20 protein-coding genes are annotated in these 21,441 nt (G+C 67.3%); 8 read left to right on the top strand and 12 right to left on the bottom strand.

The annotated features are described in order from the left end of the window. Positions 1–22: 22 nt before the first annotated feature. Both Q9K23_RS17025 and Q9K23_RS17020 read left to right on the top strand, forming a co-directional pair. Positions 23–2,329: a hydantoinase B/oxoprolinase family protein gene (locus Q9K23_RS17025; protein WP_053776205.1), complete on the top strand. Its 2,307-nt coding sequence runs from the start codon at positions 23–25 to the stop codon at positions 2,327–2,329. A 94-nt stretch (positions 2,330–2,423) separates the two neighbouring features. After that, entirely contained in the window at positions 2,424–3,221 is a 798-nt protein-coding gene (locus tag Q9K23_RS17020) for a hypothetical protein (protein WP_020789490.1), read from the top strand. A gap of 900 nt (positions 3,222–4,121) precedes the next feature. On the opposite strand, the gene Q9K23_RS17015 is transcribed toward Q9K23_RS17020, so the two are convergent. From Q9K23_RS17015 to Q9K23_RS16970, 10 genes are all read right to left on the bottom strand, one after another. Then, the gene (locus tag Q9K23_RS17015) at positions 4,122–4,439 is read right to left on the bottom strand and encodes an EthD family reductase (protein ID WP_020789487.1); all 318 of its coding nucleotides are present in this window, start codon (positions 4,437–4,439) and stop codon (positions 4,122–4,124) included. Then, on the bottom strand, positions 4,436–5,770 hold the full coding sequence (gene paaK, locus Q9K23_RS17010; protein WP_020789488.1) for a phenylacetate--CoA ligase PaaK: 1,335 nt from the start codon (positions 5,768–5,770) through the stop codon (positions 4,436–4,438). Before paaK ends, Q9K23_RS17015 begins: the two co-directional genes overlap by 4 nt. Positions 5,771–5,792: 22 nt before the next feature. Continuing rightward, entirely contained in the window at positions 5,793–6,947 is a 1,155-nt protein-coding gene (gene paaE / locus Q9K23_RS17005) for a 1,2-phenylacetyl-CoA epoxidase subunit PaaE (RefSeq protein WP_261977657.1), read from the bottom strand. Then, a complete protein-coding gene (gene paaD / locus Q9K23_RS17000) occupies positions 6,944–7,450 on the bottom strand; it encodes a 1,2-phenylacetyl-CoA epoxidase subunit PaaD (RefSeq protein ID WP_020790746.1) in 507 nt (168 codons plus the stop codon). Before paaD ends, paaE begins: the two co-directional genes overlap by 4 nt. A gap of 1 nt (position 7,451) precedes the next feature. Then, complete coding sequence (paaC, locus tag Q9K23_RS16995; RefSeq protein WP_053776204.1) at positions 7,452–8,399, bottom strand: 1,2-phenylacetyl-CoA epoxidase subunit PaaC; 948 nt, start codon at positions 8,397–8,399, stop codon at positions 7,452–7,454. A gap of 8 nt (positions 8,400–8,407) precedes the next feature. After that, positions 8,408–8,701, bottom strand: coding sequence for a 1,2-phenylacetyl-CoA epoxidase subunit PaaB (paaB, locus tag Q9K23_RS16990; protein WP_020790749.1), 294 nt, complete (start codon positions 8,699–8,701; stop codon positions 8,408–8,410). After that, complete coding sequence (gene paaA, locus Q9K23_RS16985; protein ID WP_020790748.1) at positions 8,698–9,660, bottom strand: 1,2-phenylacetyl-CoA epoxidase subunit PaaA; 963 nt, start codon at positions 9,658–9,660, stop codon at positions 8,698–8,700. The genes paaB and paaA overlap by 4 nt, the downstream gene beginning before the upstream one ends. 88 nt (positions 9,661–9,748) lie before the next feature. Next, entirely contained in the window at positions 9,749–10,528 is a 780-nt protein-coding gene (locus tag Q9K23_RS16980; protein WP_053776203.1) for an enoyl-CoA hydratase-related protein, read from the bottom strand. Further along, the gene (locus tag Q9K23_RS16975; protein ID WP_053776202.1) at positions 10,525–11,388 is read right to left on the bottom strand and encodes a 3-hydroxyacyl-CoA dehydrogenase family protein; all 864 of its coding nucleotides are present in this window, start codon (positions 11,386–11,388) and stop codon (positions 10,525–10,527) included. Before Q9K23_RS16975 ends, Q9K23_RS16980 begins: the two co-directional genes overlap by 4 nt. Beyond that, the gene (locus Q9K23_RS16970; RefSeq protein WP_053776201.1) at positions 11,385–12,107 is read right to left on the bottom strand and encodes an enoyl-CoA hydratase/isomerase family protein; all 723 of its coding nucleotides are present in this window, start codon (positions 12,105–12,107) and stop codon (positions 11,385–11,387) included. Before Q9K23_RS16970 ends, Q9K23_RS16975 begins: the two co-directional genes overlap by 4 nt. Positions 12,108–12,218: 111 nt before the next feature. Here Q9K23_RS16970 and Q9K23_RS16965 point away from each other — a divergent pair, with 111 nt between their 5' ends. The 3 genes from Q9K23_RS16965 to paaI all read left to right on the top strand — a co-directional run bounded on the left by Q9K23_RS16965 (position 12,219) and on the right by paaI (position 15,383). Further along, positions 12,219–12,836 (top strand): TetR/AcrR family transcriptional regulator, encoded by a 618-nt coding sequence (locus Q9K23_RS16965; protein WP_020792003.1) that lies wholly within the window; start codon positions 12,219–12,221, stop codon positions 12,834–12,836. Positions 12,837–12,911: 75 nt separating this feature from the next. Continuing rightward, positions 12,912–14,951, top strand: coding sequence for a phenylacetic acid degradation bifunctional protein PaaZ (gene paaZ, locus Q9K23_RS16960; protein WP_053776222.1), 2,040 nt, complete (start codon positions 12,912–12,914; stop codon positions 14,949–14,951). A 3-nt stretch (positions 14,952–14,954) separates the two neighbouring features. After that, positions 14,955–15,383: a hydroxyphenylacetyl-CoA thioesterase PaaI gene (gene paaI, locus Q9K23_RS16955; protein ID WP_020793125.1), complete on the top strand. Its 429-nt coding sequence runs from the start codon at positions 14,955–14,957 to the stop codon at positions 15,381–15,383. Positions 15,384–15,726: 343 nt separating this feature from the next. On the opposite strand, the gene Q9K23_RS16950 is transcribed toward paaI, so the two are convergent. Next, entirely contained in the window at positions 15,727–16,650 is a 924-nt protein-coding gene (locus tag Q9K23_RS16950) for a LysR family transcriptional regulator (RefSeq protein WP_261977650.1), read from the bottom strand. A 240-nt stretch (positions 16,651–16,890) separates the two neighbouring features. On the opposite strand from Q9K23_RS16950, the gene Q9K23_RS16945 reads away from it, so the two are divergent. From Q9K23_RS16945 to Q9K23_RS16935, 3 genes are all read left to right on the top strand, one after another. Continuing rightward, positions 16,891–17,673, top strand: coding sequence for an SDR family NAD(P)-dependent oxidoreductase (locus Q9K23_RS16945; protein ID WP_053776200.1), 783 nt, complete (start codon positions 16,891–16,893; stop codon positions 17,671–17,673). A gap of 67 nt (positions 17,674–17,740) precedes the next feature. Beyond that, positions 17,741–18,409 carry a hypothetical protein gene (locus Q9K23_RS16940; RefSeq protein ID WP_053776199.1) on the top strand — a complete coding sequence of 223 codons (669 nt, stop codon included), beginning with the start codon at positions 17,741–17,743 and terminating at the stop codon, positions 18,407–18,409. A gap of 74 nt (positions 18,410–18,483) precedes the next feature. After that, complete coding sequence (locus Q9K23_RS16935) at positions 18,484–20,541, top strand: hypothetical protein (RefSeq protein WP_261977649.1); 2,058 nt, start codon at positions 18,484–18,486, stop codon at positions 20,539–20,541. A 14-nt stretch (positions 20,542–20,555) separates the two neighbouring features. On the opposite strand, the gene Q9K23_RS16930 is transcribed toward Q9K23_RS16935, so the two are convergent. Continuing rightward, positions 20,556–21,356: a crotonase/enoyl-CoA hydratase family protein gene (locus Q9K23_RS16930; RefSeq protein WP_020791655.1), complete on the bottom strand. Its 801-nt coding sequence runs from the start codon at positions 21,354–21,356 to the stop codon at positions 20,556–20,558. Positions 21,357–21,441 lie beyond the last annotated feature (85 nt).

Below are 21,441 nucleotides of genomic sequence, written 5' to 3'. Positions count from 1 at the left end.
ACCAAATCTGTAAGGACACACGATGACTGCACTCAACGATCGCCCCACCACCCCCGCATTGACCGCGGAGGAGCAGGAGTGGGTCGACAAGTTCATGGACGAGACCACGCTGTTCCTGGGCCCTGATCGCGAGATCATGCGCAGCCACAGCATCTCCGAGCGCTCCGACCACGAGGAACTGGCCATCGCCGCCGGTGTGGACCGGATGCAGGTGGAGCGCATCCGCAAACGTATCGCCGGCGCCCTCGACGAGGGCTACGAGATGTGTGAGGCGCAGGGTGCCGCGCCGGGCGCCAAGTGGGGTGACCTCACCACCGCGATCTACACCGCGTCCGGCGACGTCTCCTATCTCTCCTGCCACGGCGTGATCGCGTTCAGCGCGATCCTGCACCACCCGATCCGGTATATCATGAAGTACTGGAAGGACGAGCCGACCGTCGGCATCCACGAGGGTGACGGCTTCATCCACAACGACGCCCGATACGGCAACGTGCACAACACCGACCAGTCGATGATCATGCCGATCATCCGTGACGGCGAGATCATCGCGTGGGTGGCCGCCACCATCCACGAGGGTGAGAACGGGGCATGTGAACCGGGCGGTATGCCGTCCGGTTCGGAGACCGCCTTCGACGACGGCCTGCGGATGAGTCCGTTCAAGATCGTCGAACGCGGTCATCTGCGTCGCGATCTGCTGACCTTCCTGCAGCATTCGGTGCGTGACCCCAAGCTGCAGCTGGCCGATCTCAAGGTCAAGATCACCGCGGTCAACAAGATCATGGAACGCGTGAACAAGGTGATCGACGAGGTCGGGGTGGACACCTTCGTGGGCGCCCTGCGCACCACGGTGGAGGATGTCGATGCCGAGGTGCGCCGCCGCATCGCCGAACTTCCCGACGGCACCTACCGTTTCGATCAGTTCATGGACTCCACGCTCAAGGAGAACATCCTGATCAAGTTCGCCTGCAAGATCACCATCAAGGGCGATCACATGACGGTTGACCTGCGGGGTACCGGCCCGGAGATCCTCAACCGCGCCATCAACTCGCCGCTGTGTTCGGTGAAATCGATGATGATGCAGGCGATCCTGGCGTTCTGGTGGCCGGATCTGCCACGCTGCACGGCCGCGATGAGCTGCATCGAGATCATCTCCGACGAGGGGACCTGGGCGGACGCCTCCTACGACGCGCCGATGGGCCAGTCGCTGCAGGCATCGTTCCGCGGGTTCTCGGCGATGCAGGCGCTCTACAGCCGGATGTCGTTCTCCACTCCGCACAAGTACTCGAACGTGGTGGCCAACTGGTTCAACCAGATCAACACGTTCCTGTGGGGTGGTATCACCCAGCACGGCGACATGGTGGGCAACCTGTGTGCCGACCTCAACGGGATGCCCGGTGGCGCAAAGCCGTTCCGTGACGGTGAGGATGCGGTCTCCCCGCTGTTCTGTGCGATGGCCGACACCGCCGAGCAGGAGGTGATGGAAGAGGAGGTGCCGTTCATGCAGCTGGTCGCCAAGCGGCTGGTGCGCGACAACATGGGCTTCGGGAAGTTCACCGGCGGTATGGGTTACGAGATGATCGTGGCCGCCGAGGGCACCCCGCAGTGGGGTTTCATGACGGTCACCTCGGGCGCCAAGTTCTCCTCGATCTACGGGATGTACGGCGGCTACGGGTGTGGCACCTATCCGTTGGCGATGGTCAAGGGCACCAATGTCTACGAGCATTTCCGCCGGGACAACAAGACCTTCGATCTGTCGATCGAGAAGGTGATGAACAACCAGCCGTTCCCCGACGGCCGGTACTCGACCTATCACATGGGTCTGCAGTTCGATCTCGCCAAGGACGGCGAGCTGTACATGATCAGTCAGGGTGCCGGCGGTGGCTACGGTGATCCACTGGAGCGTTCCCCGGAGTCCGTCGTCGCCGACGCCGAGCTGGGTCGGATCAGCCAGAAGGTGGCCGAGGACATCTTCGCCGTCCACTACGATCCGGCGACCTTCCGGCTCGACGTCGAAGGCACCGATGCCGCCCGTACCGCGGCCCGCAAGGCGCGGCTGCAGCGGGGCAGGCCGTTCGCCGAGTTCTGCGCCGAGTTCGTGACGCCGGAACCGCCGAAGGATCTGCACTACTACGGTTCCTGGGGTTCGGACACCGAGGATCTCACCGCCACGGTGTTCACCATCGACGGCCCGAGCCGGGTGACCGCCCCGCTCGCCGAGCTGCCGCTGATCAACATCCCCGATCGCCGCGAGGTGAAGATCGCCACGCTCGAGCAGCGGGTGGCCGAGCTGGAGGCCAAGCACGGCGAGAAGGTGCGGCGCCTGCGCTGATCTCGCCCCCGACCGGCCGGGTGCGTCCACTTACCCCTGCGGTGGACGCACCCGGCCTTCCCACCCCGATTCCCTGACATCCCAGGAGTTCCCCATGAGTCTCGCCGGTCTCACCTCGGCACCGCCCAGCGGCCGTACCCGTCCACTGCTCATCGACGACACCGCCTACGCGACGGCCGTCATCCGCCAGGGCGCACCCATCCCGTGGACCGATCTCGCCGCTCTCGTCGGCCATTTCGGTCAGACCCGTTCTCTGCTCGACCCCGATGCGGTGTGGCTGGACGTCCGCCGCTGGCAGCAGGCACAACTCGAACGCACCCCCGATCTGGTCACCGAGATGGGGCGACGTTCCCGCACCGGTTACGCACTGCGGACCCTGCTCGGCGACGACGACCTGGTCGCCGGCCTCGTCACCGCGGTCACCACCATCGGTACGTCGTCACGACGGCCGGTCGTCCTGCACGTACCGTCCCCGGCGAGTTGGCTGTCGTGGGCGCACGGGGTGGCCGGCACCGATCTGGACGAGGTGGACGAGGACGCCGCCGACAGCGCCTCGATGTACATCGCCGAATGGCTCGGACGACTCGGCGCGGTCCCGGTGTCGCTGGTCCTGCTCGATGCGGTCGGCTCGCCGGCCGATACGCGGGAATCGTTGTCGGAGTACGGTTCGGTGACCAACGTCGCCAAGCACGTCGGCTGGTCGGTGGCCTTGCGCCACGCCGATATGGTCGAGGCGGCCGACGACGTCGTGATCGCGACGGTCCCCGAGACGTTCTGGACGTCGTCGGGCGATCCCGATCCCGGGATCCTGGGTGCCGACATCCTCCTGGCGACGATCCCCGCCGCCGCATCCCCCGAGCACGTCCTCGATCGGCTGGCCACGCTACGATGACGGCCCGGTCGCCGATCCGACAACCACGTCCGAGGTGGTTGCGACCCCGGCCGACAGAGGCCACCCGTGGATGATTGAGCCGGGACCGAGCATCGCGAGGACCCGAGTCGAAATCCCCGCAACCCACGCCGGGAAGCAACCACCTCAGAGGTGGTCACGCCGACAATCCCGGCCGACAGAGGTTTCGACACGCCTCGTCAACAGCCCGTTGATGATTGAGCCGGGACCGAGCATCGCGAGGACCCGAGTCGAAATCCCCGCAACCCACGCCGGGCGGCAACCACCTCAGAGGTGGTCACGCCGACAATCCCGGCCGACAGAGGTTTCGACACGCCTCGTCAACAGCCCGTTGATGATTGAGCCGGGACCGAGCATCGCGAGGACCCGAGTCGAAATCCCCGCAACCCACGCCGGGCGGCAACCACCTCAGAGGTGGTCACGTCGACGAGCCCGGCCGACAGAGGTTTCGACACGCCTCGTCGCTACGCTCCTCATCGGCTCAACCACCAAAAACGCACGGCCCATGGATGATTGAGCCGGGACCGAGCATCGCGAGGACCCGAGTCGAAATCCCCGCAACCAACGCCGGGCGGCAACCACCTCAGAGGTGGTCACGCCGACAATCCCGGCCGACAGAGGTTTCGACACGCCTCGTCGCTACGCTCCTCATCGGCTCAACCACCAACGACGAGTTGATGATTGAGCCGGGACCGAGCATCGCGAGGACCCGAGTCGAAATCTCCGCAGCCTACGTCGGGTGGCAACCACCTCAGAAGTGGTCACGTCGACGAGCCCGCCCGTCTGAGGTTTCGACACGCCTCGTCGCTACGCTCCTCATCGGCTCAACCACCAACGACGAGTTGATGATTGAGCCGGGGCCGAGAAATCGCGAGGAACCGGTCAGCCGGCTCGAACCGACACTTCTTCCTGGGTGAACATGGTGGCGCCGCCGTCGGCGAAGTTGGCCACATCGGCTGCGGCTGCGCCCATCTCGGCCGACTGTAATCCGGCCTTCAACGCGTCGGCGTCGGCGAAGAACAGATTGGCCACCGCGTAGTACGGTGGCGCCGAACCGTCGAGGGATGCCACGGGACCCCAGGTGAATTCCTGCAGGCCGGGAATGGCGTTGGCCAGCGGGATGTGGACGCGCGCGTAGTACTCGTCGAATGCGGCGGGATCGGCGGGCTGTCCATAGCAGACCGACAGTCGGATCGTCATGCGGAGAACTCCTTCTGGTCTTTCGGGCGGTTGTCGATCAGTCGTCTGGCCTTGCCGGTCGATCGTTGCAGACGGCCGGGTTCGGCGATCTGGACGTCGACGCTCACCCCGATGCGGTTCTTGATGAGTGCACGCAGGGTGTCGGCGGCGGCACGGTCCTCGGTGCGCGGGATCTCGGGCCGGTACTCGACGCGGACGGTCAGGGTGTCCATGCGTCCCGGTCGGTCCAGGACACACTGGAACTGGGGTGCGAGGGTGGGAACGGTCAGGATCAGTTCCTCGATCTGCGTGGGGAACAGGTTCACACCGCGCAGGATGATCATGTCGTCGCTGCGTCCGGTGATCTTCTCGATCCGGCGCATCGAGCGCGCGGTCCCCGGCAACAGTCGCGTCAGATCGCGGGTGCGGTATCGGATGATGGGCATCGCCTCCTTCGTGAGCGAGGTGAAGACCAGTTCTCCTTCGGACCCGTCGGGCAGTACCTCACCGGTCATCGGATCGATGATCTCCGGGTAGAAATGATCCTCCCAGATGTGCAGCCCGTCCTTGGTTTCGACGCATTCCTGCGCGACCCCCGGGCCCATCACCTCCGACAGCCCGTAGATGTCGACGGCGTCCATGCCGAACTGCTGCTCGAGTTCGTGACGCATCTTCTCGGTCCACGGTTCGGCACCGAAGATGCCCGTGCGCAACGAGGTGGCGGCCGGGTCGAGTCCCTTGGTGAGCATGGCGTCGAGAATGGTGAGCATGTAGGACGGCGTCACCATGATCGCGTCGGGACGGAAGTCCTCGATCAGCTGGATCTGACGTTCGGTCATCCCCCCGGACATCGGGATCACGGTGCACCCGAGTCGTTCTGCGCCGTAGTGGGCACCGAGTCCCCCGGTGAACAGCCCGTAGCCGTAGGCGACGTGCACCTTGTCGCCCGGGCGCACACCGCCGGCCCGCAGACTGCGCGCCACCAGGTCCGCCCAGTTGCCGAGGTCGTTGGCGGTGTAGCCCACCACGGTGGGAAGTCCGGTGGTGCCCGACGATGCATGGATCCGCGAGACCTGATCCTGGGGGACGGCGAACATCCCGAACGGATAGTTGGCCCGCAGATCTGCCTTCCCGGTGAACGGGAACAGCGACAGATCGGAGAGTTCGGTCAGGTCGGACGGGTGTACGCCGCGGTCGTCGAAGGCCCGCCGGTAGTGCTCGACGTTGTCATAGGCGTGCTGCAAGGACCATCTCAGCCGGTGCAGCTGCAGGTCGGCGATCTGATCTCGTGAGGCGAATTCGATGTCGGCGGCGTCGGGACCGCCGGCCGGGGTGGACAAGGTGCTGGTCATCGCGAAGCTCCAGTTCGGGTGGTCAGGCGTCGAAGTCGACGGTCACGGTGTCTGAGACGGGGAATGCTTGACAGGTGAGGACGAAACCGGCGTCGACCTCGGATTCCTCGAGAGCGTAGTTGCGGTGCATGTCCACCTCGCCGCACGTCACCTTGGCGCGGCAGGTGCCGCACACTCCGCCCTTGCACGCGAACGGCATGTCGGCGCGCAGCTGTTCCCCGGCGTCGAGCAGCGTTTGGTCCTGGGGCAGGTCGCCGGTGACGGCTCGTCCGTCGAGCACGATGGTCACCGCGCTGGTGGGTCCGGTGACGCCAGGTTCGCGGTGACGGTCGACCGCCGGCGCCGCCCCCTCGACGTAGAACAGTTCGTGATGGATCCGGTCGGCGCCGATCCCGTACTCCCGCAACGTCTGTTGTGCGCCGTCGACCATCTCGAGCGGACCGCACAGCCACGCGTGATCGATGTCGTCCACGGCGACGACGCTCTCCAGGATCTCGCCGAGTCGTTCCCGGTCGAGGCGTCCGCTGAACAGTTCCACATCCCGGGGTTCGCGGGAGAGCACGTGGATGATCTCGATCCGGGATCGGTACTCGTCCTTGAGATCTGCCAGTTCCTCGGCGAACATCACCGACCGGGTACGCCGGTTGACGTAGATCAGGGTGACCGCGGCCTGCGGGTTGGCGAGCACCGACGATGCGATCGACAGCATCGGGGTGATGCCCGACCCGGCGGCGATCAGCAGGTGCCGGGCGGCGATGCCGGGATCCGCGTGGAAGGCACCCGCGGGCGGTTGTACGTCGATCCGGTCCCCCGCCCGGACCTCGCGCACCAACCACGTCGAGAACAATCCGCCGGTGACCTCGCGGACCCCCACCCGCGGTGCCTGTCCGGCGGGCGCGCAGATCGAGTACGTCCGACGGTGTTCGACACCATCGACCTCACGCCGCAAGGTCAGCGACTGTCCGGGCCGGAAGTCGAACGCGGTGCGCAGTTCGTCGGGCACATCGAATCGGACGGCGACCGCATCGTCGCACAGGGACTCGACGTCGGCGACGGTCAGCGTGTGGAACCCACGGGTACGGGTGTTCGCACGCACCGCACCGTCGAGCGGGGTGGGGGTGTCGCCTGCCGAAGCGGTGGCGGTGGGATCGGCGATGGTGGGGCTGCTCATCGTCAGATCTCCTTCACATGGTCGAAGGGTTCCCCGCAGGCGAGGCACCGGTAGTGCGCCTTGCACAGTGTCGCACCGAACTCCGAGATCAGTTCGGTTCGGTCGGAATCACATTGGGGACAGTGCACCGGCCGCGGCCGGACGGTGAGGGTCAGCGGGACGGGGCCCGGGGCACGACGTGGTGCGGCACCCGGGGCCGAGTATCCGGCCTGCCGTAGTTTGCGTCGTCCGGCCTCGGAGATCCAGTCGGTCGACCATGCCGGGTGCAGCGCGGTGTGGATCTGCACCCGCAGGTGGCCGGCTCGGTTCAGGGCCGCGGTGATGTCGTCCCGGATCGTGGCCATCGCCGGGCACCCCGAGTACGTCGGTGTGATGGTCACCTGCACTCCGGACCCGTCGACGTCGACCGCCCGGATGATCCCGAGATCGTCGAGGGTGACCATCGGCATCTCCGGGTCGAGGACCGATCCGACGATCTCTCGCGGGGCGATGGTTGTGGCGCAGTCCATCTCACCAGACCCCTTCCGGGTGGGCGCGGGCGACGGACTGCATCTCGGCGAGGATGTAGCCCATCTGTCCGGTGTGCAGCCCGGCCCGTCCTGCCCGGCCGGCCACCCGCCCGATCCGGGGTCCGGGAACGAGTTCGGTCTCGGCGGCCGACAACACCTGCGTGATCACGGCGTCGAACTCGGCGCGCAGGGTACTCGGATCGACCCCGACACCGGACCGGGCGAGGATGCGTTCTTCGGTGGTGGGGACGAACAGTTCGTCGACGTACGGCCACACCGCGGCGAGCGCGTCGGACAGGCGGCGCCGCGATTGCGCCGTCCCGCAACCGAAGGTGACCACCCAGCGCGCGGAGTAGTCGCGGTGATAGGTCAACTCCTTGACCCCCTTGCTCGCCACGGCGGCGAGGACGGGATCGGTCGATGTCCGCAGGCGGTCGAACAGGGCCAGTCGCCAGGTGGCGAAGACCAGCAGCCGGACGATGCTCTGTGCGAAGTCGCCGTTGGCGAGTTCGACGAGATGGACGTTGCGGAAGTCCGATTCGTCCCGGAAGAAGGCCAATGCGTCGTCGGCCGGGATCGGTGAGGTCGCCGAGATCACCGGTACCACCGAGTCGTCGGCCGCGGCGGCCCGCGCGAGCAGCAGTCGCGCCTGTCCGAGGAGGTCGAGGCCGATGTTGGCCAGCGCCACCTCTTCTTCGAGTTCGGGTGCGTGGGCGCACCATTGGGCCAGGCGCTGGGCACTGATCAGCGCATCGTCGCCCAGCATCAGGCAGTAGGCGCCCAGTGCGGCGGGGTCGACGTCGGCGGGCACGGTGGTGTCGACGCCGGCGAGTGGGTCGTCGAAGCCGGTTCCGAATGCCCACTGTCCATGGGCCTGCGGATCGTCGAGTCCCCCATGTGCATGGTCACCGTCGGGGTGGTCGGAGTGGAGAAGGTCATGATCGGTCATCGGGGCGCTCACATGTGGGGGACGGCGTCGGGGATGTCGTAGAAGGTGGGGTGGCGGTACACCTTGTCTCCGCTCGGGGCGAAGAACGGGTCCTTCTCGGACGGGCTGGTGGCGATGATGTCGTCGGAGCGGACCACCCAGATGCTCACCCCTTCGTTTCGCCGGGTGTAGACGTCGCGGGCATGCCGCAGCGCCATCGCGTCGTCGGCCGCGTGCAGCGATCCGACGTGGACGTGGTTGAGCCCCCGCTTACCGCGGATGAACACCTCGTACAGTGGCCATTCGGCCTTGATCCGACTCATCGGTCGTCCTCCTGCTCTCGGGCGGCGAATGCGGTGGCGGCGTCACGAACCCAGGCACCGTCCTCGTGGGCGGCGCGACGCACCGCGATGCGTTCGAGGTTCGTCGCACCGTTCCCCTTCACGACCTCCATGAACTCACTCCAGTCGGGCTCACCGAAGTCGTGGTGCCCGCGTTCGGCGTTCCACACCAGGTCGGGGTCGGGAAAGGTGACGCCGAGCGCCTCGGCCTGCGGGACACTCATGTCGACGAAGCGTTGGCGCAGTTCGTCGTTGGTGTGGCGTTTGATTCCCCACGCCATCGACTGCGCGGTGTTGGGTGAGGAGTCGTCGGGTGGGCCGAACATCATCAGCGCCGGCCACCACCACCGGTCGACCGACTCCTGGACCATCCGTCGCTGCGCGGGGGTGCCCCGCATCATCGTGGTGAGCAGTTCGTAGCCCTGGCGCTGATGGAACGACTCCTCCTTGCAGACCCGGATCATCGCGCGGGCATATGGACCGAACGAGGTGCGGCACAGGGGAACCTGATTGCAGATCGCGGCACCGTCGACCAGCCAGCCGATGGTGCCGACGTCGGCGAAGGTCGGGGTGGGATAGTTGAAGATCGAGGAGTACTTCTGGCGTCCCTCGATGAGTTTGCCGGTGAGGTCGGCCCGGTCGGCGCCCAGGGTCTCGGCGGCCGAGTACAGGTACAGCCCGTGACCGGCCTCGTCCTGGACCTTGGCCATCAGGATCGCCTTGCGGCGCAACGACGGGGCACGGGTCAGCCAGTTCCCCTCGGGTTGCATCCCGATGATCTCCGAGTGTGCGTGCTGTGCGATCTGCCGGATCAGCGTGCTGCGGTAGCCGTCGGGCATCCAGTCGCGGGGTTCGATTCGAGCACCGTCGGCGACGATCTGGTCGAACTGTGCTGCCAGATCGTCGGATGCGTTGGTGTCCAAGACATTCGAGGTGGACATCGAGCCTACTTTCAATACCGAATAATCGGTCGGTAATAGTATGCCGGAAGGTGACCCGGGACACAAGGGCGCCTGCGCCCGTCCCGGGTCAGCTCCCGATGAACTGTGGTCGGGTCTTGGACAGGAAAGCCGTGACCGCGGCCTTGTGGTCGGCGGTGGCGCCCAGCCGCGACTGCGCCTTCGCCTCCCGGTCGAGGGTCTCGGCAAGGGTGCCGTCGGCCGCCCGCATCAGGGCCTTGACCTCGACATAGGCCGCGGTCGGGCCGGCGGCCAGGGTCGCCGCGATCTCACGGGCGACATCGTGCACGTCGGCGTCGTCGACGAGCCGGTGCACCAGTCCCCATTCGGCGGCCTGCGCCGCGGACACCTTCTCGCCCAACAGCATCAGACCCGATGCCCGGCTGGGGCCCAGGGCGGCCACCAGGCCGCGGCTCAGACCCGAGTCGCTCGCCAGGGCGATACCGGTGAAGGCGGTCGCGAACGAGGTCCGGGTACCGGCCACGCGGATGTCGGCGGTCAGCGCGATACCCCAGCCCGCCCCCACGCAGGCACCCTGGATTGCCGCGACCACCGGGACCCGCAGGGAATCGAGTGCCTCGATCAGCGGATTGTAGTGCTGGGCAACGGTATCCATCGCGGTGTTGGCGTCGACCTCGAGTGCGGCGACATGCTCACCGAGATCCTGTCCGACGCAGAAGTTCTTGCCCTCGGCACGCAGCAGCACCGCCCGGATCGTGCCGTCGCCGGAGACGGCGTGCACCGCCCGCAGGAATGCGGTCTTGGTGTCCAGGTCCAGTGCGTTGTGCGCAGCGGGGCGATCGATGGTGATCGTCGCCAGGGCGCCGTCCACCTCCAGGGTCACCGTCATCGTCGATCGTCCTCCCAGTCGTAGAAGCCGCGTCCGGTCTTGCGTCCGAGCTCACCGCGGGCGACCTTGTCGCGCAGGAGGTCCGGTGCGGCGAAGCGGTCGCCCAAGGTGTCGGCGAGATGGTCGGCAATGGCCAGCCGCACATCCAGGCCGACGAGATCGGTGGAGCGTAACGGGCCCATCGGATGGCGGTAGCCCAGTTCCATGGCGCGGTCGATGTCGGCAGCCGACGCCACCCCTTCGGCCAGCATCCGGATGGCCTCGAGCCCGAGGCACACGCCGAGGCGGCTGGTCGCGAAGCCGGGCGCGTCGTTGACCACCACCGCCGACTTGCCGAGCGCCGCCACCCAGTCACGGACGCTCTCGACGGTGCCCGCGGCGGTGGCCGGTGCCCGCACGATCTCCACCAGCGCCGACGCCGGCACCGGGTTGAAGAAGTGGATCCCGATGAATCTGCTCGGATCGTTCAGCGCCGCACCGAGTTCACCGATCGACAGCGAGCTCGTGTTGGAGGCCAGGATGGTGGTGTCGTCGACCATCTTCTCGGCCGCCGACAGCACCGCGAGCTTGCACGCGGCGTCCTCGGGCACCGCCTCGACGACCAGGTCGAGACCTCCGGGGAGCGCCTCGACCGCATCGACGACGACGATCCGCTCCCCGATCAGGGCCGGGTCGGCGCCGCCGAGCTTGTCACGCTCGTGGGCCCGCGCGAGGCCCTCGTCGATACGCGCACGGGCGGCGTCACGGTCGGCGGACTCGGCGAGCGTCACCGATGCGCCCAGGCCTGCGAAGACCTGTGCGATCCCTGCACCCATCCGTCCACCTCCGATCACGCCGACGTGGGTGGGATTGCTGGTCATCGCTTCCTCTCCAGAAATGCGGTCATCCGTTCGTACTTGTCCTCGGACTCGAAGAGCACCGCCTGCGCGATGTCGTCGGCCCACGCGTGTGCGCCGGGTGCGTCGACGAGGGTCTTGGTCAGCCGCAGCGCGAGCGCCGACTGGCGCACGATGCGGTCGATCACCCCATGTGCTGCGGCGACCGGGTCGTCGACCACCTCCATCACCAGTCCGGCCGCGAGTGCGGCGGCGGCATCGAGGGTGCGTCCGGCCAGGAGTACCTGCTTGGCCACCGAGTGGCCCACCAGGCCGGGCAGCCGGTAGCCGGCACCGGCCGCGGCCATGATGCCCAGGGCAGGCTCGGGGTTGCCGAACACCGCGGTCGGCGCGGCGATCCGGATGTCGCAGGCATACGACAGCTCGGCCCCACCACCCAGCGCGTATCCGCTCACCGCCGCCACCGTGGGCGATGGCAGCACAGCGATCCGGTCGAACAGGTTGCGGTTGATGCCGGCGAGGGCCTGCTCGCGGCCACGGTCGCGGAGCTCACCGATGTCGGCGCCGCCCGCGAAGTGGTCACCGTTTCCGGTCAGCAGGACCGGCCTGGGCGTCGTCTCGATGCTCGCGCAGGCCTGATGCAGTTCGCCGATCATCTCGGCGTCGATGGCATTGCGGCGCGCCGGACGGTCGAGGGTCACCACGTACCGGTCGTCGTGGACCTCGAGGGTGATCGTGTTCATGCCGGACTCCTTGGGGTGTGAGAACAATTAATAACCGAACTTTCGGTCGGTTTCAAGACCGCGCCGCCGCCGGGGCCGAGTCCACACCCCCGCAAATGGAAGGATGGCGACATGAGCACCAGACCCGTCACGCGCCGCACCGGTAAGCCCGGACGTCCGGGATACGACCTCGACTCGCTGCTGGCGGTGGCGGTCAAGGTGTTCAACGAGAAGGGCTACGACGGGACGTCGATGGACGTCCTGGCCGACCGGCTCGGGCTCAGCAAGTCCTCGATCTATCACCACGTATCCGGCAAGCAGGAGTTGCTCGAGCTCGCACTGAACCGTGCCCTCAACGCACTGTTCGCGGCCACCACCGAGTCCGGGAGCACCGAGGGCCCCTACATCGATCGACTGAAGTACCTGGTCAGGCGCAGTGTCGAGATCCTGATCGCCGAGCTCCCCTACGTGACCCTGCTGCTGCGGGTCCGGGGCAACAGCGCCGTCGAACGCCGCGCACTCGCCCGTCGCCGCGAGTTCGACGCGTTCGTCACCGACCTCGTCGAGCAAGCCGTCCGCGAGGGCGACCTCGATCCCGACATCGATCCCGCACTCGTGGCCCGCCTGCTGTTCGGCACCGTCAACTCGCTCATCGAGTGGTATCGCCCGCGGGCCGGCGCCGACGCCGACACCATCGCCGACGCGATCGTCCGGATGAGTTTCCACGGCCTGGGCCACACCTCCGCCTGACCCGCACCCTTGACATTCCACCGGGCCCCGGCCCATCGTAATTACCGACCGAATGGACGGTGGATGGAGTCGAATGTGAGCACACTGCTCGAGAGTTACACGCAAGGCCGATGGTTCGGTGCCGCCGATCGGGGAACCCCCTTGCTCAGCGCGGTCGACGGCTCGGAGGTGGCCCGGATCTCGGCCACCGGACTCGACCGGGCCGCGATGGTGAACCATGCCCGTGAGGTCGGCGGCCCGGCACTGGCCGCCCTGACCTTTCACGAGCGCGCAGCCCTGCTCAAGCAGCTCGCGCTCACCCTCATGGCCGGCAAGGACGAGTTCTATGCGCTGTCCCGGCACACCGGTGCCACCGCTCGAGATTCGGCGATCGACATCGACGGGGGCTTCGGCACCCTGCTGAGCTATGCGAGCAAGGCACGTCGGGAACTGCCGAACGACACCGTCCACCTCGATGGTCCGGTCGAAGTGCTGGGCCGCAACGGTACGTTCGTCGCCCGGCACATCCACACCTCGCGACGCGGGGTCGCGGTGCAGATCAATGCCTTCAACTTCCCGGTGTGGGGATTCCTCGAGAAGCTCGCACCCGCCTTCATCGCGGGCGTGCCGTCGATCGTCAAGCCCGCGAGCAACACCGCCTACCTCACCGAACTCGTCTTCCGGCGGATCGTCGAATCCGGTGTTCTGCCCGAGGGTTCGGTGCAGCTGCTGTGCGGCAGCGCGGGGGATCTGCTCGATCATCTCGATGGCCAGGACTCGGTGGCCTTCACCGGGTCGGCGGGTACCGCAGCCATCCTGCGGGCCCATCCGCAGGTGGTCTCGGCCGCGGTGCACTTCACCGCCGAGGCGGACTCGCTCAACGCGTCGATCCTCGGTCCCGATGTCGAGGTCTCCGATCCCGAGTTCGATCTGTACGTCGGGCAACTCGTGAACGAGATGACCACCAAGGCCGGACAGAAGTGCACCGCCATCCGACGCGCACTGGTACCCGCCGCCCTCGTCGACGACGTCGTGGCCGCCGCATCCGAACGGCTGGCACAGGTGGTGATCGGCGATCCGGCGAACCCCGATGTGCGGATGGGTGCACTCGCCGGGCTCGAGCAGCGCGACGAGGTCCTGACCTCACTTCGGGGTCTGACCAAATCGGCCGAGATCGTCTTCGGCGATCCCGACCATGTCGACGTCGTCGGCGCCGAGCCCGCACGCGGGGCGTTCCTCTCGCCGATCCTGTTGCGTGCCAACGACAGCAACGCTCCCGAGCCCCACGACATCGAGGCCTTCGGCCCGGTGGCCACGGTCATCGGATACACCGACGCCGACGACGCGGTGACGCTCGCCGCACGCGGCAAGGGCAGCCTCGTGGCATCCCTGGTGACCAAGGACTCGGCTCTCGCCGGGCGGATCGTCCGCGGGCTGGCCGCCTATCACGGTCGTGTGCTGGTGCTGAACGCCGAGAACGCCCGGGAGTCCACCGGTCACGGCTCTCCCCTCCCGGTCCTGGTGCACGGCGGTCCCGGCCGGGCCGGCGGCGGCGAGGAGCTCGGCGGTATCCGCGGCATCCTGCATCACATGCAGCGCACCGCGATCCAGGGCACCCCGAACGTGCTGACCGCCGTCGGCCGCCAGTGGGTGACCGGTGCCGACCGGATCGAGTCCGGAATCCACCCGTTCCGCAAGGATCTGGGAGCGCTATGCCTCGGCGACACCATCGTCGGTGGCCCTCGGCAGGTCACCCGTGCCGACATCGACCACTTCGCGGAGTTCACCGGCGACACCTTCTACGCACACACCGATCCCGAGGCCGCCGCGGCCAATCCGTTGTTCGGCGGGATCGTGGCACACGGCTACCTGGTGGTGTCCCTGGCGGCCGGACTGTTCGTCGATCCGGCGCCGGGGCCGGTGCTGGCCAACTTCGGGGTGGACGGGCTGCGCTTCCTCACCCCGGTGAAGGCCGACGACACCCTCACCGTCACGCTGACCGCCAAGCAGATCACCCCGCGGCAGAGCGCCGACTACGGCGAGGTCCGGTGGGATGCCGTGGTGTCCAACCAGGACGGTGACCCGGTGGCCACCTACGATGTGCTGACCCTGGTCGCCAAGCCGGAACAGGACTGACCCATGACGGCCACCGAGTCCGCGGTCGGCACCGACCATCCGATCGCCCGCACCATGTTCGACGCCGACGTCGCATCCCGCGCCTCGGGGATCGTGCTCGACGAGCTCGGTCCCGGGCGCGCGCGAATGTCCATGCAGGTGACTGCGACCATGGTCAACGGTCACGGGATCACCCACGGGGGCTTCGTCTTCCTCCTCGCCGACACCGCGTTCGCGATGGCATGTAACAGCGGCTCGGACGCCGCGGTCGCCGCCCGGGCCGACATCCGTTTCCTCCGCCCGACCCGCCTCGGCGACACCCTCGTCGCCGAGGCGGTCGAGCGGGAACGGTTCGGCCGCAACGGTATCTACGACGTCACCGTGCGGTGTGGTGACCACGTGGTGGCCGAGTTCCGCGGCGACAGCCGCACCATTGCGCCTGCCGCCGGTTGACTTCTTCCTCCCGGATCACGTCCACACAGTCGATCAGCCGGCAGCAGTTGGCCGTTGAACCAACCCAGCAAACAGCATCTGACGGTTGAACCGACCCAACAAGCAGCATCTGATGGCTGAACCGACCCAGCAAGCAGCAGTTGAGGTTGAGCCGTCGCGGAGCGTAGCGACAAACAGTCGACCAGCAAGCAGCAGTTGATGGTTGAGCCGACGCGGAGCGTAGCGACAAGTCGAGTCGAAACCCCCGCAACCCGAGGCCGGAACGCAACCACCACCCCAGGCGGACACGCTCCACCGCACGCCGCGGAGGTTTCGGCAACCGGGTGACCTCACCCTGGCGAGGTCACGACCCCACACGGTCGTTCGCCGCACCCCCGATGGTCCGGACCACCTCCCTGGCGGCCCGGACCATCGGCGACGAGTCGCCCGACCGCGAGCACAGGCACAATGACGACGGTTCGACGTCGGACACCGGGACGAACACCACGTCCGGATGGACGTGGGCGGAGGGGACGAACTCGCCGGTGATCGAGATCCCGTTCCCGTCGGCCACCACCTCCAGCAATTCGCTCATGGTGTGCACCGACGGGCCGTACACCACCGGCCGTCCACTCGGCCGCGGATCGCATGCCCACCAGCGGACCCACACCGCGTCGGCCTCGTCGTCGGTGACGTGTACCTCTCCGTCCAGATCGGCAAGTGCCACCGAGACCCGTTGTGCCAACGGATGATCCACCGGCAGCGCCACCACTCGCCCTTCGCGACACAGCAGATCGAACCGCAGCCCTTCTGGATCGGCGACCGGCGGCCGCATCAGTGACACGTCGACGATGCCCTTCTGAACCGCGAATGCCTGTTTGTCCCAAGCGAGTTCCACGAGTTCGATCTCGCATCCGGGATGACGGTCACGCAGTTCGGCGAGCAGCCGTCGCGTCTGTGGGGTCATCGACGCGGTCATGAATCCGATCCGCAATCGTGCGGAATCCTCTTGCACGGCCTCCACCGCACGCGTCGCCGACTGCAGCAGCACACGCGCCTCGGCAAGGAGACGATCGCCGGCGCGGGTGGGTCGCAACGGGTGTGCCGAGCGATCCAGAAGCTCGGTACCGAGCCGTTTCTCGAGCTTGCGGATCTGCTGCGACAGTGCGGGAGCACTGATGTACAGCCCATCGGCCGCACGCCCCAGATGCCCCTCGTCGACCACGGTGACGAAGTAGTGGACTTGTCGCAGGTTCAGATCGATGGCCGATGCCATTTCGGATGCCACGGGCTGTGCACTCCTTCTACCTGGCAGGTTAAGCATCAGGCTAACAGATCGACTCCAGGAATGTAATGGACATCACAGCCGGGCTGCGAGAAGGTTGTGATGCGCGACCGGCAGCCCCGGCGCCGATCCGAAAACCGATGCAGTCCAATGCATCACCTCACCCGACGCGGTCCGGCAGACCAGTCCTCGCCACTGGCCGGCCGCGTCATCGACATCCATCGTCCCCTGGGAGAGCACTCAATGACGAACGTATCGACCCCTCCACAGCGCGCACTGGTCACCGGCGCCGCCTCCGGCATCGGCAAGGCCATCGCCACCGAGGTCATCGCGCAGGGTGGGCGAGTTCTGGCCTTCGACCTCGATGCCGAGGCAATGGCGCTCGGCGCCAAGGAATTCGGCGACGCCTATGTGCCGTTTTCCGGTAGTGTCACCGACCCGGAGGTCGTCGAGGAGGCCGTGGCCCATGCGGAGGTCCAACTCGAGGGTCCGCTGGACAGTCTGTTCAACGTCGCGGGCGCGCTGCGCCCGGCACCGATCGTCGACCTCACCGTCGAGGACTGGGACTTCACCATCGACGTCGTGCTGCGCGGGGTCTTCCTGTGCACCAAGTACGCCGCGAGGTCGATGATCGCGGGCGGCAAGGGAGGCGCGATCGTCAACATCGCCTCGGTCAACGCCCATATGCCGCTGTATGCGGGCAGCGCCTATGCCGCGGGCAAGGCGGGCGTGGAGATGTTCAGCAAGAACGCCGCACTCGAACTCGCACGCCACGACATCCGGGTCAACACCGTCCTTCCCGGCCTGGTCGACACCCCGATGGCCGGCTTCATCATCCAGAACGACGGGATCATGGGCGAGTTCAACGAGAACGCCGTGATCAAACGTCCGGCGAACCCCTCCGAACTGGCCAAACCCTCGGTGTTCCTGGCCAGTTCGGCCGCGAGCTACGTCACCGGAACCAGCCTCGTCGTCGACGGCGGCTACGAGATCGGCGGATACCCCGATCTGAGCCGCTACCTCTGACCACAGCCCCACTCAGCCCACTCGGCGTCGGATGTCGATCCGCCGCCGCACATCACCAGGAGAACCCATGACCGCCTTCGCCTCGACCGAACAGTCCGCCCAGCCGCAGACCCCCTACGAGCATGAGCTGGTGCACATGTTCGACGACATCGACACCCTCATCGAGCAGGAGCAGAACCCCACCCACCGGCGCATCCTGGTCAACTACCGCCGCCACGGCCTGCTGGAGGTGTCCGGCCGCTATGACGAGCTGCTCGCCGAGAACATGACCGTCCGCCACCCCCACTACCGCCTGTTCGAGGGCGGCCAGGGCGTGATCCTCGACGGGATGGATCAGGTCCACGAGTTCTACCGGACCCTCGCCGACATCGACATGCTCGTCATGTGGACCGGACGCCAGAAGATGGCCGTGGCCGACTGGGGATTCGCCGGAGAGGCCGAGTTCAACCAGTTCGTCCCCGGAAAGATGCTCGGCGACAACGTCTTCGCCTCGATCGGCGACGACGCGGCCGAGAGTTCCGAGAGCGCCTACGACCCGGATGCCTACTACCTCGTCCGGCGGACACTGGCCTTCGTGTGGCCCTACGACGAGAACGTGCGGATGATCGGTGAGCACGTCTACGAGGACAGCGCCTCCAAGCAGATCACCAAGGTGGACAAGGCCGATGTGATCACCGGCGACCGCGCCGCCGAGCTCCTGGCGCCGCTGATCGACAAGTATTCCCTGGAGGGCTGAGTCCCGAACAGAACCGACACCTCAGAGCGGGTTCGGGTGGATAGTCCATCCGAACCCGCTCTGAGGTGTCATCTTTGTCCGGCACCCTGTTCTGCACCGACACCCGCGATCGGGGTTCACCGATCCCCGCACCCACGCCCGAGATGCCCGGTACGCTGCCCCTCGACACCGCGGGGCAGGCCCGACCGCGCCACCGGAACATCGGAGGATCAGTGCGTATCCGACGGATCTCCCTTGTCATCGCGGCGACGGCCCTGCTGCTGGGTTCGACGATGGTCGCCACCACCCCACCTGCGCACGCCGCGCCGGCCGGGTCGACGGTGACCGGCACGGTGGCCACCGCAGGCCCATCCCGGGCCTGGGATGTGCAGGCGTGGATCACCGGCTCGGCCAAGGGCACCGCCCGGCCCGCCGGCACCGCGCTCACCTCGTCGGATGGGCGGTTCACCCTGCGCCCGACGGCACGTCCCGGCCCGAGCGAGGCGTTCTACGTGACCGCCACACCCGCAGGACAACCCGGTTCGTTCCTCTCGCTCGCCGCGATCAGCCCCGGGGTTCCCGGACATCTCACCGTCAACGAGATGACCACGGTGGCCGCCGGATACGGCATGGCCCAGTTCATCGGGGGTGCCGGCGGCCGGGGTATCGGCGGGCGCGCACCGGGCGTCCGGAATGCGGCGATGATGGCAGGTGATCTCGCCGATCCGGTCACCGGACGGATCGGGTCCGTACTGCGCAGTTCTCCCAACGGTCCCCAGACCTCGACGATGGCCGCGTTCACCTCGTTGTCGAATGCGGTGGCCGCCTGTACCACCGCCACCGCCGGGTGTGTGGCACTGCGACAGGCGACCACCACTGCCTCACACGGGCGCCCCGGCACCGTGATGGCCGGGATGGCGAACCTCGCGAAGAGCCCGTCGTCGAAGGTGGCCGAGGTGTTCGCGGTGTCTGTGCGCGCACCACGGAATCCGGGCGCACTCGTGGTCCCGCCGGTGGCCTGGACGCTGGCGCTGAGATTCGACGGTGGTGGCGGACTGCTCTCCGGCCCGGGCAATTTCACCATCGACAGGCAGGGCGATGTCTGGGTCAACGCGAACTACGAGTATGCGAGTGATCCACGGACCCCGGTGTGCGGCAGCAGGTATCTGTTCCGATTCTCGCCGAACGGCAGGCTGGTGGGTGGCCGGCCGATCACCGGGGGCGGGCTCAGCGGGGCCGGCTATGGCATCACCCGGGACCACTCCGACAACATCTGGGTGAGCAACTTCGGCTTCGCCGCACCCGAACCGGGTTGTCCTGCAGCCGATCAGCCGCCGCACAACTCGATGTCGAAGTTCTCCCCCGACGGCGTGGCGCTCTCTCCCGCGACCGGTTTCACGCAGGGGCAGATCGACTGGCCGCAGGGGATGACCACCGACCGCACCGGCAGGGTCTGGACCACCAACTGCGGCAACGATTCCCTCACCGTCTACCCCGACGGCGATCCGCGTCGCGCGCGCAATGTCCCCGCCGGGGTGAAGCAGCCGTTCCACATCGTCGACAACGGGCGCGCACTGTTCGTCAGCGGTCTCGCCGACAGCAAGATAGCGATTCTCGACCGGCAGGGACATCCGTTGCGCAGCCCGATCTCCGGACCGCAGGTGGACAATCCGCTGGGTCTGGCAACCGACCGGCACGGGAACGTGTGGATCGCCAACTCCGGGATCATCACGCTGCCGTGTCCCGACCGACCCACCGGAACCGGGTCCCTCGGTTCGGTCGCGGCACTGACCGCCACCGGAAAGACCCTGGCCGGTCCGCTGCACGGTGGTGGCGTCACCGTTCCGTGGGGCATCACCACCGACGGCGACGGCAACGTCTGGGTGGGCAACTTCGTCGGCAAGCGTGTCTCGAAGTTCTGTGGCGCCGACCCGTCCACCTGCCCGCCGGGAAGCCGGACCGGTGATGCGATCTCGCCGGACGGACTCGGCTACTTCTTCGACGGGCTGACCCGAAGCACCGGGATCATCGTCGACCCGTCCGGCAATGTGTGGGTCACCAACAACTGGAAAGAGGTTCCGCTGCAGACCAATCCCGGCGGACTGCAGATCGTCGCCTTTGTCGGGGCCGCGGCACCGGTGGCGGTGAACTGACCCCGCCGGGGCGCTCACCACCGGGGTTCGGGCGGATCCTCGTCGAACTGTCCGTGCCGTCCGGCACCGCCGACGAAGCGTGCCGCACCGGCTGCTCCCTCTCTGGCGACGACCGGTACGCCCGCCACCCCCTCGGCGCGCAGGGCATCGGCGACGGTCATGTCGAGACCGGCATAGGCCGATGCCCGGTCGGTGAGCAGGCATTCGAACGGAAAGGTCACCAGCTGCTCGGCGAGTTCACGTGCCGCCGAAAGTGATCGGCCGGATTCGACGACGCGGTTGGCCAGTCCGATCGCCAGTGCCTCGTCGGCGTCGACGGGCCGTCCGGTCATGATGAGGTCCAATGCCCGCCCGAGTCCGACGATCCGCGGCAGACGGACGGTTCCGCCGTCGATCAGCGGTACACCCCAGCGTCGACAGAAGACCCCGAGGACCGCATCGCGTTCCACGATGCGGAGATCGGCGAGCAGGGCGAGTTCGAGTCCACCGGCCACCGCATGACCGGCGATCGCGGCGATCACCGGTTTGGACAGTGTCATGCGGGTGGGCCCCATGGGGCCGGCACCGCCGCCCTCCGGGTCGAGATCGTTACGCCGCTCGGGATCGCCGACCGAGGTGAGATCGGCTCCGGCGCAGAATGTTCCACCGGCTCCGGTGAGGATCGCGACCTTGGCTCCGGCGTCGTCGTCGAACCGCCGGAAGGCGTTGCGCAGCGTGAGCGCGGTGGGGCCGTCGATGCTGTTGCGGACATGAGGGCGGTTGATCGTGATGGTCACGATCTCACCGGAGCTCTCGTACAGTACGGATTCGCCCATGCCCCGTTATAGCACTCGGCCGACACCGGTGATCGGGACTCGGCGGACCCCACAGGTGCACCGCACCGCGGGACGAATGGATCAT

Source organism: Gordonia sp. NB41Y (assembly GCF_030718915.1).
Lineage (GTDB): Bacteria > Actinomycetota > Actinomycetes > Mycobacteriales > Mycobacteriaceae > Gordonia > Gordonia desulfuricans.
The sequence above is the reverse complement of the archived record's forward strand: the minus strand, read 5'-3'. Positions and strand labels throughout refer to the sequence as shown.

What these genes read in the sequence shown, in the direction of transcription:
- paaA (WP_020790748.1), bottom strand. Translation starts at nt 9,660, where the DNA reads ATGTCCACCTCGAATGTCTTGGACACCAACGCATCCGACGATCTGGCA.
- paaD (WP_020790746.1), bottom strand. Translation starts at nt 7,450, where the DNA reads ATGGACTGCGCCACAACCATCGCCCCGCGAGAGATCGTCGGATCGGTC.
- Q9K23_RS16940 (WP_053776199.1), top strand. Translation starts at nt 17,741, where the DNA reads ATGACCGCCTTCGCCTCGACCGAACAGTCCGCCCAGCCGCAGACCCCC.
- paaK (WP_020789488.1), bottom strand. Translation starts at nt 5,770, where the DNA reads ATGACCAGCACCTTGTCCACCCCGGCCGGCGGTCCCGACGCCGCCGAC.
- Q9K23_RS16965 (WP_020792003.1), top strand. Translation starts at nt 12,219, where the DNA reads ATGAGCACCAGACCCGTCACGCGCCGCACCGGTAAGCCCGGACGTCCG.
- paaB (WP_020790749.1), bottom strand. Translation starts at nt 8,701, where the DNA reads ATGAGTCGGATCAAGGCCGAATGGCCACTGTACGAGGTGTTCATCCGC.
- paaC (WP_053776204.1), bottom strand. Translation starts at nt 8,399, where the DNA reads ATGACCGATCATGACCTTCTCCACTCCGACCACCCCGACGGTGACCAT.
- Q9K23_RS16980 (WP_053776203.1), bottom strand. Translation starts at nt 10,528, where the DNA reads ATGACGGTGACCCTGGAGGTGGACGGCGCCCTGGCGACGATCACCATC.
- paaI (WP_020793125.1), top strand. Translation starts at nt 14,955, where the DNA reads ATGACGGCCACCGAGTCCGCGGTCGGCACCGACCATCCGATCGCCCGC.
- Q9K23_RS16930 (WP_020791655.1), bottom strand. Translation starts at nt 21,356, where the DNA reads ATGGGCGAATCCGTACTGTACGAGAGCTCCGGTGAGATCGTGACCATC.
- Q9K23_RS17020 (WP_020789490.1), top strand. Translation starts at nt 2,424, where the DNA reads ATGAGTCTCGCCGGTCTCACCTCGGCACCGCCCAGCGGCCGTACCCGT.
- Q9K23_RS16975 (WP_053776202.1), bottom strand. Translation starts at nt 11,388, where the DNA reads ATGACCAGCAATCCCACCCACGTCGGCGTGATCGGAGGTGGACGGATG.
- Q9K23_RS16945 (WP_053776200.1), top strand. Translation starts at nt 16,891, where the DNA reads ATGACGAACGTATCGACCCCTCCACAGCGCGCACTGGTCACCGGCGCC.
- Q9K23_RS17015 (WP_020789487.1), bottom strand. Translation starts at nt 4,439, where the DNA reads ATGACGATCCGACTGTCGGTCTGCTATGGACAGCCCGCCGATCCCGCC.
- Q9K23_RS16970 (WP_053776201.1), bottom strand. Translation starts at nt 12,107, where the DNA reads ATGAACACGATCACCCTCGAGGTCCACGACGACCGGTACGTGGTGACC.
- Q9K23_RS17025 (WP_053776205.1), top strand. Translation starts at nt 23, where the DNA reads ATGACTGCACTCAACGATCGCCCCACCACCCCCGCATTGACCGCGGAG.